12 protein-coding genes are annotated in these 16,824 nt (G+C 43.5%); 3 read left to right on the forward strand and 9 right to left on the reverse strand.

All coding sequences use genetic code 11. The features are described from left to right. Nucleotides 1-269: 269 nt before the first annotated feature. On the reverse strand, nucleotides 270-1,169 hold the full coding sequence (locus ACKPCE_RS07045) for a diaminopimelate dehydrogenase (RefSeq protein ID WP_308765649.1): 900 nt from the start codon (nucleotides 1,167-1,169) through the stop codon (nucleotides 270-272). 119 nt (nucleotides 1,170-1,288) lie between these two features. On the opposite strand from ACKPCE_RS07045, the gene ruvA reads away from it, so the two are divergent. Beyond that, nucleotides 1,289-1,879 carry a Holliday junction branch migration protein RuvA gene (gene ruvA, locus ACKPCE_RS07050; RefSeq protein WP_276964095.1) on the forward strand — a complete coding sequence of 197 codons (591 nt, stop codon included), beginning with the start codon at nucleotides 1,289-1,291 and terminating at the stop codon, nucleotides 1,877-1,879. On the opposite strand, the gene ACKPCE_RS07055 is transcribed toward ruvA, so the two are convergent. After that, nucleotides 1,880-2,713, reverse strand: coding sequence for a hypothetical protein (locus ACKPCE_RS07055; RefSeq protein WP_319504641.1), 834 nt, complete (start codon nucleotides 2,711-2,713; stop codon nucleotides 1,880-1,882). It abuts the gene before it with no gap. Between the two features lie 83 nt (nucleotides 2,714-2,796). Here ACKPCE_RS07055 and ACKPCE_RS07060 point away from each other — a divergent pair, with 83 nt between their 5' ends. Next, nucleotides 2,797-4,233 carry a CCA tRNA nucleotidyltransferase gene (locus ACKPCE_RS07060; protein WP_319504642.1) on the forward strand — a complete coding sequence of 479 codons (1,437 nt, stop codon included), beginning with the start codon at nucleotides 2,797-2,799 and terminating at the stop codon, nucleotides 4,231-4,233. Between the two features lie 99 nt (nucleotides 4,234-4,332). On the opposite strand, the gene ACKPCE_RS07065 is transcribed toward ACKPCE_RS07060, so the two are convergent. The 4 genes from ACKPCE_RS07065 to ACKPCE_RS07080 all read right to left on the reverse strand — a co-directional run bounded on the left by ACKPCE_RS07065 (nucleotide 4,333) and on the right by ACKPCE_RS07080 (nucleotide 9,579). Next, nucleotides 4,333-5,493, reverse strand: a complete 1,161-nt coding sequence (locus ACKPCE_RS07065) for a M24 family metallopeptidase (RefSeq protein WP_319504643.1) — start codon at nucleotides 5,491-5,493, stop codon at nucleotides 4,333-4,335. A gap of 72 nt (nucleotides 5,494-5,565) precedes the next feature. Beyond that, a complete protein-coding gene (locus ACKPCE_RS07070; protein WP_277639557.1) occupies nucleotides 5,566-6,012 on the reverse strand; it encodes a septal ring lytic transglycosylase RlpA family protein in 447 nt (148 codons plus the stop codon). Beyond that, nucleotides 6,009-7,346 (reverse strand): NADP-specific glutamate dehydrogenase, encoded by a 1,338-nt coding sequence (gdhA, locus tag ACKPCE_RS07075; RefSeq protein WP_319504644.1) that lies wholly within the window; start codon nucleotides 7,344-7,346, stop codon nucleotides 6,009-6,011. Before gdhA ends, ACKPCE_RS07070 begins: the two co-directional genes overlap by 4 nt. A 124-nt stretch (nucleotides 7,347-7,470) precedes the next feature. Next, nucleotides 7,471-9,579: a prolyl oligopeptidase family serine peptidase gene (locus tag ACKPCE_RS07080; RefSeq protein ID WP_024996837.1), complete on the reverse strand. Its 2,109-nt coding sequence runs from the start codon at nucleotides 9,577-9,579 to the stop codon at nucleotides 7,471-7,473. A gap of 218 nt (nucleotides 9,580-9,797) precedes the next feature. Here ACKPCE_RS07080 and ACKPCE_RS07085 point away from each other — a divergent pair, with 218 nt between their 5' ends. After that, on the forward strand, nucleotides 9,798-12,758 hold the full coding sequence (locus ACKPCE_RS07085; protein ID WP_319504645.1) for a PEP/pyruvate-binding domain-containing protein: 2,961 nt from the start codon (nucleotides 9,798-9,800) through the stop codon (nucleotides 12,756-12,758). Nucleotides 12,759-12,843: 85 nt separating this feature from the next. Here the strand turns inward: ACKPCE_RS07085 and ACKPCE_RS07090 are convergent, their stop codons facing one another. From ACKPCE_RS07090 to ACKPCE_RS07100, 3 genes are all read right to left on the reverse strand, one after another. Next, the gene (locus tag ACKPCE_RS07090; protein ID WP_277639561.1) at nucleotides 12,844-14,178 is read right to left on the reverse strand and encodes an NADP-specific glutamate dehydrogenase; all 1,335 of its coding nucleotides are present in this window, start codon (nucleotides 14,176-14,178) and stop codon (nucleotides 12,844-12,846) included. A gap of 151 nt (nucleotides 14,179-14,329) precedes the next feature. Continuing rightward, nucleotides 14,330-14,503 (reverse strand): hypothetical protein, encoded by a 174-nt coding sequence (locus tag ACKPCE_RS07095; protein WP_148297737.1) that lies wholly within the window; start codon nucleotides 14,501-14,503, stop codon nucleotides 14,330-14,332. Beyond that, on the reverse strand, nucleotides 14,500-16,788 hold the full coding sequence (locus ACKPCE_RS07100; protein ID WP_319504646.1) for an NADP-dependent malic enzyme: 2,289 nt from the start codon (nucleotides 16,786-16,788) through the stop codon (nucleotides 14,500-14,502). The genes ACKPCE_RS07095 and ACKPCE_RS07100 overlap by 4 nt, the downstream gene beginning before the upstream one ends. Nucleotides 16,789-16,824: the final 36 nt, after the last annotated feature.

Consider the following 16,824-nt stretch of genomic DNA (forward strand, 5'->3'; position numbering starts at 1 on the left):
TCTTAGTTAAAAGTGATAGATAGTGAGGGTAAAACAGTCGTTTTAGTGGTAGACATCTTTTACCATCACTACCCTGAAATGCCTTTCAGCAAGTGGTTTCAGCAAATGAGTGAGGGTAAGTGATGGTAAACCACACTTTTTTTCTCTGGGAGAGTGAGAGGAATTCCACTCTTTTATCAGGGTAAAGAAGAAGCGTTGCCACTAACAAAAAAAGGCATCCTTTTGAGGGGATACCTTCTTCCTTTTGAATGATAGGCTGACTCAGTTGCTTATACGAGATGAGCAATGAGGTCTTCACGATCTCCTTCGAGCAGGTCGATAACCGGAACTTCAATTAGGGTGTAGCAACCCGGTTGCTGCTTCATTGATGCACGAGCAACACAAATTAATACCTGTGCCGTAAGGGCAGGGTTGTTAATCTTCATGTTGAACTCGAACAATTGGTTCTGTGTTTTACCCGATACCCCTTTGCGGGTAAGGTTTACACCGTGGCCCATATCGAGCAGTTCGTCTACACAAGGAACCTGTATCACGTGAGTTTCGTCATTGACAAAGTATGCATCCGATTTGATGGCAGCTGCTACTTCCTCGTATTTATAACCGTCTTTGAGTTCAATGTATACCATGCGGCGATGAATTCCCGTACCGGTAGGAATGGTCATTGATAAAGCCGCTTTTACACCGTCGATAGCCTTAACAGCTACCGTGTGTCCCATACTCATACCCGGACCGAAGTTGGTGTAGGTAATGCCTTTGGGAGCAATAGCCTGCAACAGTGCGCGAACTACCGAATCACTTCCCGGATCCCAGCCTGCCGAAATGATAGAAACGGCATTGTTTGCTTTGGCACAAGCCGACAGTTCGCGGCGAAGGTCAACAATTCCTGTGTGAATATCGAAACTGTCAACCGTATTGATTCCCAACGCAAGAATTTCTTTTGCATATTTTTCAACGCTGCGTGTAGGTGTGCAGAGAATAGCAACCTGCACATCTGTCAGTTCCCTGATGTCTTTCACAACAGGATAGTCATTTAACTCAGCAGGTTTATTGTCTGCTCCGTTGCGACGCACCACGCCGGCTACCTCAAAATCGGGGGCAGCTTGCAATGCTTCCAATACATATTTACCAATATTGCCATATCCGATAATGGCAGCTCTGAATTTTTTCATAAATTTGTTGGTTGCTATTAATATTTTTGCTTTTTTGCAGATGCAAAAGTAAATAAAAAAATCAGTGATACAATTATCGAAAAGCATAAAGCTACATTTTTTAAAATAAAACAGTAATTATGATAGAATACATCAAAGGTGAGCTTACAGAATTAACACCCGCTAACGCGGTGATTGAATGCAACGGGGTAGGCTATATGGCAGGTATTTCATTAAATACTTATTCGGCCATACAGGGAAAGAAACTCTGTAAGTTATATATTTATGAGGCGATTCGTGAAGATGCGTATGTGCTTTATGGCTTTGCCGATAAGCAGGAGAGGGAGCTGTTTTTGTTGCTTATTTCCGTGTCGGGCATCGGTGGCAATACCGCACGTATGATTTTGTCGGCTTTGTCGCCGGCCGAACTGTGCAATGTGATCAGTTCGGAGAATGTTAATATGCTGAAAACCGTTAAAGGTATCGGACTGAAAACGGCTCAGCGTGTTATTGTTGACCTCAAAGATAAGATTAAAACAGGGGGCGCTGCTGCCGGTATGGCGGGAGGCATGCCCGCCATGAACACGGAAGTGAACGACGAAGCGGTTGCTGCTTTGTCCATGTTGGGCTTTGCTGCCAATGCTTCGCAAAAGGTGGTTACGGCCATTTTACAGGAACAGCCGTCTATCCCGGTTGAACAAGTCATTAAACTTGCTTTGAAAAGGCTTTGATTATTGAGCCTTTTCTTTTTCGGCGGTGTGTTGCATCTTGCGCGTTACAAACTCTATCTTCAGCTTGGCCTCTTCTATTTCCTTTTTGATTTGTTCGATAGAGGAAAGAGTTTTGGATAACTCGTACGTTTCGACCAAAGCCTTCCGGTCGGCTGCTGATAGAGCAAAGGCGTAGCTGCGTTCTCCTTTGTACTCCACTCGCAGTGTCTGGTCTTTGTTGAGGTAGATGAAGTCCATTACGCTGCCGTCTTCTCCCTGTTTATAGTCGGCCATTTCTATCTTTTCTCCCAGATTAGTTGTCTCGTAACTGTCTCTGGAGGGAGGTGTTTCGGCAAAGCTTTTATCGGCGGCAATTACTTTCACTGCGTTGTGGTGAATGTTGTTCTTGCCGCAATAAATGGAAGTCATCACCAATACACCTTTTTCGTTTACCTGAAAACGAAGGTATGAACGGTGCAGGTTCTTCTCAACTACCTGTGTTGGCCAGAGGTAATTACCAATGGCTTGATATTCGGCATCTTTCTCAAAAGTGAACCGGGGCTTGATGGTTTCAAATTCCTTTTGCTTTACCAGCAACATGCTGTCGAGGTAAACCATACTTCTTTCTTGTTCCTTCAACTCGGCTTGCTGTATTAACTTTAAACCTTCTCTACGCACTTCATAAGCTTTGGGGTAGAGAATCTTAATGCTGTCGACCAGCAGTTTGGTTGCACTATAATCTCCTTTTTGAAAAGCAGCGCGAGCTTCTTCCAATTTCTCGGTAGCTTTCTTTTCTACATCGTTTCCGCAAGCAAAAAGGGCGGCAAGGCAGAGGTATATTACCAGTTTCTTCATACTTATACTTTCTTTATGGACAACAAAAATACAAATAATATCAGTTTTTTGTATTTTTGCAGTTCAAAACTTAATAAAGAAGCATGATAGAGTTGACTAATGAGGAGTTGAAAGCGCATTTCAGTGATAAGATATTCGGGCAGATTTCAGAAACGGCCGACGAACTGGGGCTGGAATGTTATGCGGTAGGAGGATATGTACGTGATATTTTCTTGCAGCGTCCCTCAAAAGATATAGATGTTGTGGTAGTGGGTAGCGGAATTGAAATGGCCGAGGCATTGGGCCGGCGCTTAGGAAAAGGAGCTTATGTTTCGGTTTTTAAGAATTTTGGTACGGCACAACTTAAATATCACCAGATAGAAATAGAATTCGTGGGGGCACGAAAAGAATCTTATCAGCGCGATTCGAGAAAGCCTATCGTTGAAGACGGTACGCTGGAGGATGATCAAAACCGAAGGGATTTTACCATCAACGCCATGGCGGTGTGTCTTAACAAAGCACGCTTCGGGGAGTTGGTTGATCCGTTTGGTGGCATGGCCGATCTGAAGGAGAAAACCATTCGTACTCCGCTCAACCCCGACATTACTTTCAGTGATGATCCCTTGCGCATGATGCGTTGCATCCGCTTTGCCACTCAATTGAACTTTTATATAGACGATGAAACATTCGAATCTCTTTGTCGCAACAAAGACCGAATTGAGATCATATCGAAGGAGCGCATAGCCGACGAGTTGAATAAGATTATTCTTTCGCCTGTTCCCTCCAAAGGTTTTATTGATTTGGAACGATCGGGTTTGCTACCGCTTATTTTTCCTGAACTGGCAGCCATGCAGGGCGTGGAGAGCAGAGGTGGAAGGGCGCACAAAGATAATTTTTATCATACGCTGGAGGTGCTCGATAACATCAGTCGGGTAACTGATAATCTATGGCTGCGTTGGTCTGCTTTGTTGCATGACATTGCCAAACCGCTGACCAAGCGTTGGGAACCGAAGGTGGGCTGGACGTTTCATAATCATAACTTCATTGGCGAACGAATGATTCCTAATCTTTTTCGGAAGATGAAGTTACCGATGAATGAGAAAATGAAGTATGTGCAAAAGATGGTTAGTCTGCACATGCGCCCCATTGTCATAGCCGATGATGTGGTGACCGACTCGGCCGTTCGCCGGTTGCTCTTTGAGGCAGGTGACGATATTGATGATTTGATGACGCTCTGTGAAGCGGATATCACATCGAAGAACATGGAGCGTAAGCAACGGTTCCTTAATAATTTCCAACTAGTAAGACAGAAACTGAAAGATATTGAGGAGAAAGACAGGGTGCGTAACTTTCAACCGCCTATCAGCGGTGAGGAAATTATGCAGATATTCAATCTTCAACCTTGTCAGCAGGTAGGAACCTTGAAGAGTGCCATCAAGGATGCCATTCTCGACGGACTGATAGCCAACGATTACGATGAGGCGTATGCATTCATGTTGGAACGTGCCCGGAAGATGGGGTTGAAACCTGTAAAATCCTGAGTGATGTTTTGACGGCTCTTTTTCCTTATGTATATGCTGAACCCCGGAAATCTGATTAAAGATTTCCGGGGTTCAGCATATATAGTCGTATTCGGGTTCTTAAAACTCGATAATCTCTTCGTTACATAGCGTGAGCTTTTCTATTCCTTCGGCAGTAACCGCCCATGAGTTCTCTATACCCACAGGTCCCACACCCGGAAGAACAATCTTGGGCTCGAGCGCAAATACCATGCCCGGTTCCAGTTCTTGTTTAACACGAGGAGCCAACACCGGAGCTTCGTTGATTTCCAATCCTATTCCGTGACCGATGAATTTGGCTTTCTGGTCAATTCCCATGAAGTTGTCGGCAAAACCGGCTTTGGTTACCATGTCAATGGCTTTGTTATACAAGTCTTCGCAAACAACTCCCGGCTTGGCCATGTTGGCAACTTCTTCCTGAATATCCAAACACACCTGATGCGCTGCATAAGCCTCATCGGTTAACTTACCAACTGAAAAGACACGGCTCATGTCACACATATATCCGTTGAAATTTCCTCCCAGGTCAACCATTACGCTTTGCCCTTTGCTTAGCAAGGTGCCGTTTACCCCACCGGGAAGTGCCGGGTCGATACCTTGACCACCCAATGCAAAATCATAAGGAGAAGGAGTTGCGGCATTGTCGCCCGTCAGTACACTACCCATAAATATCTCCATGCTTTGACCGAATACACGGAATATGCCTAGGCATCCTTGCAAACGCATCAAACGTTCTATTTCAATAGACAGTTCCATGTCTGTCATCCCCTCACGGTAAACTGAAGGAATCTGTTGGTACGCTTTGGCATGCGCTGCGGCGGCACGTCGGAACATGATGACTTCCATCTCAGTTTTTACACTTCTGGCCTGACGAATCAACGGGGTTCCGTTTACTACAGTAGCTTCGGGAAACATTCCGGCCAAACGCATGTATTCTGTGTAAGGCAATTCATCACCTTCCAACATAATGGTTTGCGGCATGGGCAATCCGTTTTCTTTCAGCAGTTCGATGATCTGTTCCGGTTTGCGGACGGCATGTACATGTTCGCCTATCAGTGTATTGGGACGTTTTACGAATAAACGGGCCGGTGCGTGCAGGGGTAGGTAAAGATAACCACTAACAACCTGGCCGTAAGTATAGAGGAGGTTTACATTACAAGTGATAATGGCGGCATCAATATTTTGCTGAGCCATGAGCGAGCGAATTTTATCGCGGCGTACTATAAGTTCTGGTAATAGCATCTCGTATTATTTTTAGTTCGGGATGCAAAGTTAAACGTTTTTATATAATATGATGTTTTTTAGCCTGAATAATTACCTATGCAGGGGTAGGGGATGGGTGCTTTCATCTATGATAAGATGCAGAAATTCGGCAGGGTTAAACTCGTCGTCGGGTTTATAAGGAATGCGTATCTGTTTGATGGGAGTCACTACTACCGGAGCAATTCCGTAGCGTATAATGTCAAGTTCCTTGGCTGCTTTATAAGATAAATCAATCATCAGGCGTTTGCTGTAGGGTCCCCGGTCAGTGACCTTTACCACTACTTCTTTTTCGTTTCGGGGGTTTTTTACATGAAGTAAAGTGCCTAACGGATAGGTGCGATGCGCGCAAGTCATGCTGTCTTTGTGGTAAACGCCTCCGTCTGAAGTTCTTGATCCGTGAAAGCGTTTGTGATAATATGTAGCATTACCTGTCTCTTGTGAAAAGAGGCAGGTAACGCACATTAAAAACAAAAGTGTTATAATTGATTTTATTCTCATACAATACCTTGACCCATCATGGCATGCGCAACTTTCATGAAACCGGCTATGTTTGCCCCTTTCACGTAGTTGATGTAGCCATCTTTTTCAGTGCCGTATTTCACACACTGGGCATGGATGTTATGCATAATCATGTGCAGCTTTTGGTCAACTTCATCTGCATTCCAGCTCAGGTGCATGGCATTCTGAGACATTTCCAATCCGGAAGTGGCAACACCGCCGGCATTCACTGCTTTGCCCGGTGCATACATCACTTTCTTTTCCAAGAATAAATCGATGGCTTCCGGTGTGCAGCCCATATTAGAAATTTCTCCGATGCAAATAACGTTATTTTTTATGAGATTTGCAGCATCTTCACCGTTTAATTCGTTCTGTGTAGCGCAAGGCAGTGCTATGTCTGCTTTTACTTCCCACGGGCGTTTGTCGGCTACAAAGGTTGCTCCGGGGAATTCTTCGGCATAAGGTGCCACAATGTCGTTTCCGGTAGCTCTGAGTTCCAACATATAATCTATTTTTTCACCACTTATACCGTCGGGGTCATAAACATATCCATCCGGTCCGGAAATAGTGATTACCTTAGCACCCAGTTGAGTTGCTTTGATTGCTGCGCCCCAAGCTACGTTGCCAAAACCGGAGATAGCTACGGTCTTTCCTTTCATATCAATGCCTTTGGTTTGAAGCATTTGATTGACAAAATATAAACCTCCGAATCCGGTTGCTTCCGGACGTATTAATGAACCGCCAAACTCAAGTCCTTTGCCGGTAAAGGTTCCCGTAAATTCACGGGTTAGCTTTTTGTACATGCCAAACATGTAGCCCACTTCACGTCCGCCAACACCAATATCTCCGGCGGGTACATCCATGTCAGGACCGATGTGTCTCCAAAGTTCCAATATGAACGCTTGGCAGAAACGCATAATCTCGGCATCACTTTTGCCTCGCGGCGAGAAATCAGAACCTCCTTTTCCACCTCCCATAGGCAGGGTAGTCAGTGCATTCTTAAACGTTTGTTCAAAACCAAGGAATTTCAAGATAGATAAATTCACCGAGGCGTGAAATCTGATTCCCCCTTTATACGGGCCTATTGCATTGTTGAACTGTACACGATACCCCAGATTGGTTTGCACCTCTCCGCGGTCATCTACCCAGGTAACTCTGAAAGTGAAAATACGGTCGGGCTCAACGAGTCGTTCTATGATCTTGGCTTTCTCAAATTCAGGATGTTGATTATATATATCTTCGATAGAGATAAGAACCTCTTTTACGGCTTGAAGATATTCAGACTCGCCGGGATGTTTAGCCTCCAGAGAGGTCATGATTCGTTCAATATTCATATTGTATTTTTTAAAGGTTGATTTTGATAAAATGTAAACTACTTATGTTGCAAATATAGTTATTATTTTATTTCAATCTCTTTTTAAAAGTTAAATATTTGGTTTTATGTGATAAAATGATATTTTAGAATTTGGGTTTCATGTTCAGGTTATACATGATAAAGCCATAAACGTCTGCTTGTTCTTCTAAAATCTTACTCATCGGCTTACCAGCGCCATGCCCGGCTTTGCTGTCAATGCGTATCAACGTCGGGTTGCTGCCTTCATTACAAGCTTGCAGGGTTGCGGCAAACTTAAACGAATGTGCCGGCACTACGCGGTCGTCGTGGTCGGCCGTGGTGACCAGTGTGGCAGGGTATTTCGTTCCTTTTTTCAGGTTGTGTAAGGGGGAATATCCTTTTAGGTATTCAAACATTTCTTTGCTGTCTTCGCTGGTACCGTAATCACTCGCCCAATTCCATCCGATGGTGAATTTGTGATAACGCAACATGTCCATTACGCCGACTTGTGGAATGGCAACACGGAACAGATCGGGACGTTGAGTCATACAGGCACCTACCAGCAAACCACCGTTTGAACCGCCTACGATAGCTATCTTTTGCGAATTCGTGTACTTATTATCAATCAGATATTCGGCTGCCGCTATGAAGTCGTTAAATACATTTTGTTTCTGCATTTTGGTTCCGGCAACATGCCAGTCTTCCCCGTATTCGCTACCGCCGCGAAGATTGACTTGTACGTATATGCCTCCATTTTCAAGGAAGGGGATGCGGTTGATGCTGAATGAGGGATACAGACTGATGTTGAAACCTCCGTAACCGTATAGGAATACCGGATTCTTACCATTCTTCTTGAGCCCTTTTTTGTAAGTCAGGAACATGGGTATTTTAGCACCGTCTTTGCTCGTGAAAAAAACTTGTTCGGTAACAAAATCATCTGAATTGAACTTTACTTTCGGAGCACGGAACAATTCATAACTGTTTTTTTGCACGTCATATTTATAGGTAGCTCCCGGAATAGTAAACGAAGTAAAGCTGAAGAAACATTCTTCATCGTCTTTATCACCGTTGAAGCTAACCGATCCCAAAGATGGAAGTTCTATTTCCTGTAACTCTTTTCCTTGTAAATCATATACATAAGCATGGTTGGAGGCATCCTTATCGTATGTGAGAAATAACTTGCCGCCAATTACCCGAACATCGGATAGTACTTGTTCTTTCTCGGGAACGACCTCTTTCCAATTGGCCAATTCAGGACTTTGCAGTTCGGCAGCCATGATTTTATTCTTGGCCGCTTGATAGTTGGTAAAGAAATAGATGCGGTTACCAATGACTTCGATTGGAGTATATTGGTAATCAAAATCTGAGGCAAGCTGAACAACGGGTGCGCTCTTTTGTGTGAGGTCTTGCATAAACAGAGCATTTCCCCTTCCTTCACCAGATTCATAAATGAACAAGACTCTTTCGTCTTCACTAACTTGAGCCGTGTAGAAACGTTTGGGATATGCTTTGTTTTCATACACCAAACGATCATTCTGTTGAGGCTCTCCCAGTTTGTGATAATATATTTTGTGATGTTCGTTCACATTCGAAAATTCTTTTCCTTTGCTGGGAGCGTCATAGGCACTATAGTAAAACCCGTCGCCCTGCCAGGCTGCATCTGTAAATTTAGCCCAAGTGATGTGGTCATCGAGTAAGGAACCGGTTGCTACATCCATTACATAAATCTCCCTCCAGTCCGATCCGCTTCTTGAAATAGTATAAGCGGCATATTTTCCATTGTTAGAAAACGAGAGACTGGTTAAAGCTACGGTGCCGTCGTCCGACAGTTTATTCGGATCCAAGAAGACTCTGGCTTCACTGTTGAGTGCATCTTGTACATAAAGTACGCTCTGATTCTGCAACCCGTCATTTTTATAAAAATAGTATTTACCATGCTTCTTGAAAGGAGCACTGATTCTTTCATAATTAGCCAGTTCGGTGAGCCGCTTCAACAAGTCCTGTCTGAACGGAATGTGTTCCAGGTAATTGTTTGTAATTTCGTTTTGAGCCTTTACCCATGAGGCGGTGGCTGCCGATGTGTCGTTTTCGAGCCAGCGATAAGGGTCGGGTACGGATACACCGAAATAAGTATCGACTGTATCTACGGTCGCTGTTTGCGGATAAGAGATTGCTTTTTGTTGTGCACACGATGTTGCCATGATTCCTGTCAATAAAAAGGTTGCCTTTTTCATGTTGCGCTATGATTTTAATAAATGATTATACAACAATATTCGGTATTATTTATAATATATGCAACTATTATGCATGTTAACTGATTGAAACTTTCTACAACTGTTTCGAAAAGTAATAAAAAGGACTTGGTAGAGGATAAAATGACGTATTTTATTGTTGGTTCGGATTAAAAAACCGAATTTTGTGAGTATAACCCATTTTCATAAATGAAGGAATTATGCTCAGCAAACTTAAACTGAATCAGCTTTACTTTAAAGATACGCAGTTTGTTAACTTGATGACCCGGCGTATTTTTAACGTACTTCTCATTGCCAACCCTTACGATGCTTTCATGTTGGAAGATGACGGTCGGGTTGACGAAAAAATATTCAATGAGTATACGTCGTTGTCATTACGTTACCCTCCGCGCTTCTCGCAAGTATCTACAGAGGAGGAGGCGTTGATGCTATTGGCCAACATTCCTTTTGACTTGGTTATCTGTATGCCGGGTATTGGCGACAATGATGCTTTCAGTATAGGCCGCCACATAAAAGCTTGTTATTCTCATCTTCCTATTGTGGTGCTGACTCCTTTTAGCCACGGCATTACCAAACGAATAGCCAACGAGGATCTTAGTGCGTTTGATTATATATTCTGTTGGCTCGGTAACACGGACTTACTCCTTTCCATTATCAAACTGATTGAGGATAAAATGAATCTGGAACACGACGTAGCCGAAGTGGGAGTTCAGCTTATTCTTTTGGTGGAAGACGGTATTCGTTTTTATTCTTCCGTATTGCCTAATTTATATAAATTCGTGTTAAAGCAGAGCCAGGAATTTTCTACCGAAGCTCTCAATGCTCACCAACGTACGTTGCGCATGCGTGGACGTCCGAAGATCGTATTGGCCCGTACTTACGAGGAGGCAACGGAAATATATTACCGATATAAGAATAATGTATTGGGAGTGATTACGGATGTGCGCTTTCCTCGACAAGGGAAAAAGGATGCATTGGCGGGAATTAAGCTATGTGATGAAATCCGTAGAGAAGATCCCTTTATTCCACTTATTATTCAATCGTCCGAAGCCGACAATGCGGCATACGCATCTAAGTACGGAGCTAGTTTTATTGATAAAAACTCCAAAAAGATGGATGTGGACCTGAGGCAGACGGTAGCCGATAATTTTGGTTTCGGTGATTTTGTGTTTCGCAATCCGGATACGTTGGAAAAGATAGCGAAAGTACAAAACCTCAAAGAACTTCAAAATATCATTTTTGCTGTTCCTGCCGAATCTTTTTTGTATCACATCAGCCGCAATCACATCTCTAAATGGTTGTACTCGCGTGCCATGTTTCCCATAGCGGAGTTTTTGAAGCCTATTACGTGGGATAGTTTACAAGATCTCGACGCTCACCGTAGAATTATTTTTGAGGCGATAGTGAAATACCGTAAGATGAAGAATCAGGGTGTGGTGGCTATTTTTAAGCGCGACCGTTTTGACCGCTACTCTAATTTTGCTCGTATCGGCGAAGGCTCTCTTGGAGGTAAGGGGCGTGGATTGGCATTTATTGACAACATGGTGAAACGTCATCCTGAATTCGAAGAGTTTGAAAATGCACGTGTGGTGATCCCCAAAACAGTAGTGCTTTGCACCGATGTGTTCGATGAATTTATGGAGTCAAATAACCTGTATCAGGTAGCGCTTTCTGATATGGATGATGATATGATATTGAGGTATTTTCTGAAAGCAAAGTTACCCGACGGATTGGTTGATGACTTCCTTACGTTTATGGATGTAGTGAAATCTCCTATCGCCATTCGTTCGTCGAGTCTGTTGGAAGATTCTCATTACCAGCCTTTTGCCGGGATTTATAATACCTACATGATTCCTTACCTGGACGATAAGTACGAGATGTTACGCATGTTATCAGACTCTATCAAAGGGGTATACGCTTCTGTCTACTTCAAAGACAGTAAAGCTTATATGCAGGCTACTTCCAATGTTATTGATCAGGAGAAGATGGCCGTTATTCTTCAGGAAGTAGTGGGTACTCAGTATGGCGACAAATATTATCCTTCCATGTCGGGAGTGGCACGTTCGTTGAATTACTATCCTATCGGAAACGAGAAACCCGAGGAAGGAACGGTTAATTTGGCGTTGGGGTTGGGTAAATATATTGTAGATGGCGGAATGACTCTTCGTTTTTCTCCTTATCACCCTAACCAGGTGTTGCAAACTAGTGAACTGGATATTGCGTTGAAAGAAACACAGACTCGTTTTTATGCACTCGATTTGAAGAATGCAGGACAAGACTTCTCTATTGACGACGGATTCAACTTGCTGAAGTGTCATGTGAAGGAGGCTGAAAGTGACGGCTCTTTGCAATACATCGCTTCTACGTTTGATCCGTATGATCAAGTGATACGTGACGGACTCTATCCCGGTGGACGTAAAGTGATTACGTTTGCGAATATATTGCAGCATGACGTCTTTCCGCTGGCACGTATTTTACGATTGGTACTTAAATACGGTGAAATGGAGATGCGCCGCCCTGTAGAGATTGAATTTGCAGCTAACATGGATCATGATAGTCGTTCGGGCGCTTTTTATCTGTTGCAGATTCGTCCCATTGTAGATTGCAAGGAAGTAATTGATGAAGATTTATCGGCCATACCCGACGAAGAAACTCTTTTCCGTTCCGAAAACTCGCTTGGTAACGGCATCATGAATGATGTATATGATGTGGTATACGTTAAGACAGATAACTATTCGGCTTCTAACAATCAATTCATCGCTTATGAAATTGAAAAGTTGAATAAACAGTTTCTTGCCGAGGGACGCAATTATGTGCTGGTAGGACCCGGAAGATGGGGTAGTAGTGATACTTGGTTGGGCATTCCGGTGAAATGGCCGCATATTTCGGCTGCTAAGGTTATTATTGAAGCCGGACTCACCAATTATAGGGTTGATCCGAGTCAAGGCACTCATTTCTTTCAGAATCTCACTTCGTTTGGTGTGGGTTATTTTACGATTAATGCCTTCATTAATGAGGGAGTATACGATCAGGAATTTCTAAATATCCAACCTGCTGTTACGGAGACTAAGTTTCTCAGACATGTGCGTTTTGCTAACCCTCTGGTTATCAAAATGGATGGAAGAAAAAAACAAGGAGTTGTCCTGAAACCCCTTTTGTGATCATGTGATACAGAATATATGAGAAAGAGACCGGTAATCCCTAAAGGGCCGGCCTCTTTCGCTTTTATAGAAGAGAGAGAGAAGATTATAAAATACCTTGTGCCATCATAGCTTTCGCTACTTTCATAAAGCCTGCTACGTTAGCGCCTTTTACGTAGTTAACGTATCCGTCGGCTTCAGTACCATATTGAACACAAGCTTCGTGAATGCTTTTCATGATATCTTTCAGTTTGTCATCCACTTCTTTTTCGCTCCAGCTAAGTTTGATGGAGTTCTGAGTCATTTCAAGACCAGAAACCGATACTCCACCAGCATTGGCTGCTTTACCCGGAGCATATAATATCTTAGCATCTTGGAATACTTTGATCGCTTCAGGAGTAGAAGGCATGTTGGCACCTTCACTTACAGCCATACATCCGTTGGCTACCAGTTCGCGTGCATGATCGCCGTTTAACTCATTCTGAGTTGCCGAAGGAAGAGCGATATCGCACTTTTCACCCCAAGGTTTAGCTCCTTCCACATATTTACAACCATATTTGTCGGCATACTCGCGGATACGTCCACGGTATACATTCTTTAATTCCATGATGTAGTCCAGTTTTTCTTTGTCAATTCCGGCGGGATCATAGATGTATCCGTCAGAGTCAGACATAGTGACTACCTTACCACCCAGTTCCAATACTTTTTCAGCAGTATACTGAGCTACGTTACCTGAACCCGAAATAGTACAAACTTTACCTTTCAAATCAGTTCCTTTCATTTTCAGCATTTCCATCAGGAAGTAGATGTTACCGTATCCGGTAGCTTCGGGACGGATCAATGAACCACCGAACTCACGACCTTTACCAGTGAAAGTACCTGTAAATTCACGAGTGAGTTTTTTATACATACCGAACATGAAACCAACTTCGCGTCCGCCAACACCGATGTCACCAGCAGGTACGTCAGTTTCAGGACCAATGTGGCGCCAAAGTTCAAGCATGAACGATTGTACGAAACGCATCACTTCACCGTTCGATTTGCCACGTGGAGAGAAATCAGATCCACCTTTACCACCACCCATAGGTAGAGTAGTCAACGAGTTTTTGAACGTTTGTTCAAAAGCCAGGAACTTCAAGATTGACAAGTTAACAGAGCTATGGAAGCGGATTCCGCCTTTGTACGGACCAATCGCATTGTTGTGCTGCACACGGTAACCCATGTTTGTTTGCACGTTACCTTTGTCGTCTACCCAAGTAACTCTGAACTGGTATACTCTGTCGGGTATGCACAAACGCTCAATCAGATTCGCTTTGTCAAACTCAGGGTGCTTGTTGTACTCTTCTTCGATGGTAGCCAGAACTTCTTCTACTGCCTGGTGGTACTCTGGCTCGTTCGGAAAACGAAGCTTCAGAGTGTCTAAAACTTTAGCTGCATTCATTAGAATAAATCTTTTGTTGGTTGTTGTAAATTAGTTAGCGGTTGCAAAAATAGATATAAAAATTGTTTTCTCAAACAATTTATAAATAAAATAGGCGATTAAATGTCAATTAGTACATTTAATCGCCTTTAAGTTATAAAATAGATACTATTTATCCTTTCTTTAGAGACTTGTAAACCGGAATAAAGACGAATCCACCCGATATGAGTAACATAACAATCGTTGGTCCATCAATTTGCTTTGCATTGACCAAAACAAGGTAACACAATGCCACCCATAAAAGGATAATGCATACTATTTGTGTTTTCGACAATTTACGTTTCATTTGATACTGGCTTTTTTCTTATCAACTAAAGCATCAATCACTGCAACTGCGGTGATGTTGACTATATCACGAACCGAGCTTTCAATATCTGTGAAATGAATCGGTTTATTCAATCCCATCTGAATAGGGCCAATGAGTTCGGTGTCCGTCATTGCCTGAATGAGTTTATAACCGGAATTCGCAGAACTCAGGTTCGGGAATATCAGCGTATTTACATCCTTACCTTTCAAACGGGTAAACGGGTATTTAGCGTCTCTTAATTCCGTGTTCATGGCAAAGTTAACCTGCATCTCCCCATCTATAGCCAATTCAGGATAATTCCTATGCATAAAGGCAACCGCTTCGTGTACTTTAGCCGGACTGCCCGCCTGGTCGGAACCAAAGTTCGAATAAGAAAGCATAGCCATTACCGGAGTATGGTTGAAGAACCGCACGGTGTGCTCCGCCAGTTTGGCTACATCAATGAGAGTCTCCGTGTCGGGATGGCGGTTAATCAGCGTGTCGGCCAAGAAGTACGTTCCCTTTTTTGAGTTTAGGATGTGCATGGTGCCGAAGTGTTTATATTCAGACCTGATTCCGATTACTTCTTTTGCCACCTTTATCGTGTTGGTATACTTGGTATACAAGCCGGTTATCATAGCATCGGCATCACCCGTTTCCACCATCATCATACCGAAATAGTTTCGCTCAAACATCTTATCGTTAGCTTCATCGTAAGTAGCACCTTCGCGAGCGCGCTTCTCGGCTAATATGTGGGCGTACCGTTCGCGGCGTTCCGTTTCACGGTCGTGTCGTAAATTCACAATTTCAATACCTTCCAGGTTCAAATCAAGTTCTTTGGCCAGCTTCTCTATCTTTTCATCGTTACCTAACAAAACGGGATGACAAATACCTTCCGCCTTGGCTTCAACGGCAGCTTTCAACATGTTCGGGTGGCCACCTTCTGCGAATACCACCCTTTGTGGGTTTTGGCGTGCTGTTTCGTATAGCTGGCGGGTTAGCTTTGATTCATAACCCATCAACTCGCGTAAACGCAGTTTGTAAGCATCCCAGTCTTCAATCTGTTTGCGTGCTACACCCGATTGCATAGCAGCTTTAGCCACAGCCATAGACACTTCCGTTATCAGTCGGGGATCAACCGGTTTGGGAATGAAGTACTCCGGACCGAAGGTCAGGTTGTTCACATGATAAACAGCATTTACCACATCGGGTACCGGCTGTTTGGCCAGATTAGCAATGGCGTGAACGGCAGCAATTTTCATCTCCTCATTGATTGCGGAAGCTTGAGTATCCAGAGCACCACGGAAAATATAAGGGAATCCAATTACATTGTTAATCTGATTAGGATAGTCGGAACGGCCGGTTGACATCAGCACGTCGGGACGTGATGCCATGGCATCTTCGTAAGATATTTCGGGAACCGGATTGGCCAGTGCAAACACAATGGGAGATGCAGCCATGCTTCTTACCATATCCTGAGACAACACATTGCCTCTTGAAAGGCCCAAAAACACATCGGCACCTTTTATAGCCTCTTCCAGCGTGTGTATATCTGTTCTGTCTGTAGCAAAATACCGTTTTTGCTCATTCAGATCGGTGCGATTCTTGCTTATTACACCTTTGCTATCCACCATGACGATATTTTCCAGACGAGCTCCGAGTGAAACATAAAGTTTGGTGCAGGAAACAGCCGAAGCACCCGCACCATTCACTACGATCTTCACATCCTCAATCTTTTTGTTGGCTACTTGCAGAGCGTTGATCAGTCCGGCACTCGATATAATAGCCGTGCCATGCTGGTCATCGTGCATGACCGGTATGTCCAGCTCCTCTTTAAGTCTTCTTTCAATTTCGAAACATTCCGGTGCTTTTATATCTTCCAGATTGATACCACCAAAGGTGGGAGCGATGGCTTTAACAGCCTCAATGAATTTATCGGGATCTTTTTCTTCTATTTCAATGTCGAATACATCAATACCAGCATAAATTTTAAAAAGCAATCCTTTTCCTTCCATTACAGGCTTACCGCTCAGTGCACCAATATCGCCCAAACCCAGTACGGCTGTACCATTAGAGATAACCGCGACCAGATTTCCTTTAGCTGTATATTTGTACGCATCCTGAGGATTCTTTTCTATTTCCAGACAAGGTTCAGCCACACCCGGAGAGTAAGCCAGTGATAAGTCTGTTTGTGTACTGTAAGGTTTGGTAGGTACAACCTCAATCTTTCCGGGTTTGCCTTGAGCGTGGTAAAGCAAGGCTGCTTCTTTTGTAATTTTTGCCATATTCCAATATAATTGCTTAAATTAGTATCTACCCGC

This window comes from Bacteroides graminisolvens (genome assembly GCF_963666085.1).
Classification (GTDB): domain Bacteria; phylum Bacteroidota; class Bacteroidia; order Bacteroidales; family Bacteroidaceae; genus Bacteroides; species Bacteroides graminisolvens.

Coding starts and splice junctions, on each gene's coding strand:
- ACKPCE_RS07065 (WP_319504643.1), bottom strand. CDS start 5,493: ATGCTATTACCAGAACTTATAGTACGCCGCGATAAAATTCGCTCGCTC.
- ACKPCE_RS07090 (WP_277639561.1), bottom strand. CDS start 14,178: ATGAATGCAGCTAAAGTTTTAGACACTCTGAAGCTTCGTTTTCCGAAC.
- ruvA (WP_276964095.1), top strand. CDS start 1,289: ATGATAGAATACATCAAAGGTGAGCTTACAGAATTAACACCCGCTAAC.
- ACKPCE_RS07085 (WP_319504645.1), top strand. CDS start 9,798: ATGCTCAGCAAACTTAAACTGAATCAGCTTTACTTTAAAGATACGCAG.
- ACKPCE_RS07060 (WP_319504642.1), top strand. CDS start 2,797: ATGATAGAGTTGACTAATGAGGAGTTGAAAGCGCATTTCAGTGATAAG.
- gdhA (WP_319504644.1), bottom strand. CDS start 7,346: ATGAATATTGAACGAATCATGACCTCTCTGGAGGCTAAACATCCCGGC.
- ACKPCE_RS07095 (WP_148297737.1), bottom strand. CDS start 14,503: ATGAAACGTAAATTGTCGAAAACACAAATAGTATGCATTATCCTTTTA.
- ACKPCE_RS07100 (WP_319504646.1), bottom strand. CDS start 16,788: ATGGCAAAAATTACAAAAGAAGCAGCCTTGCTTTACCACGCTCAAGGC.
- ACKPCE_RS07055 (WP_319504641.1), bottom strand. CDS start 2,713: ATGAAGAAACTGGTAATATACCTCTGCCTTGCCGCCCTTTTTGCTTGC.
- ACKPCE_RS07045 (WP_308765649.1), bottom strand. CDS start 1,169: ATGAAAAAATTCAGAGCTGCCATTATCGGATATGGCAATATTGGTAAA.
- ACKPCE_RS07070 (WP_277639557.1), bottom strand. CDS start 6,012: ATGAGAATAAAATCAATTATAACACTTTTGTTTTTAATGTGCGTTACC.
- ACKPCE_RS07080 (WP_024996837.1), bottom strand. CDS start 9,579: ATGAAAAAGGCAACCTTTTTATTGACAGGAATCATGGCAACATCGTGT.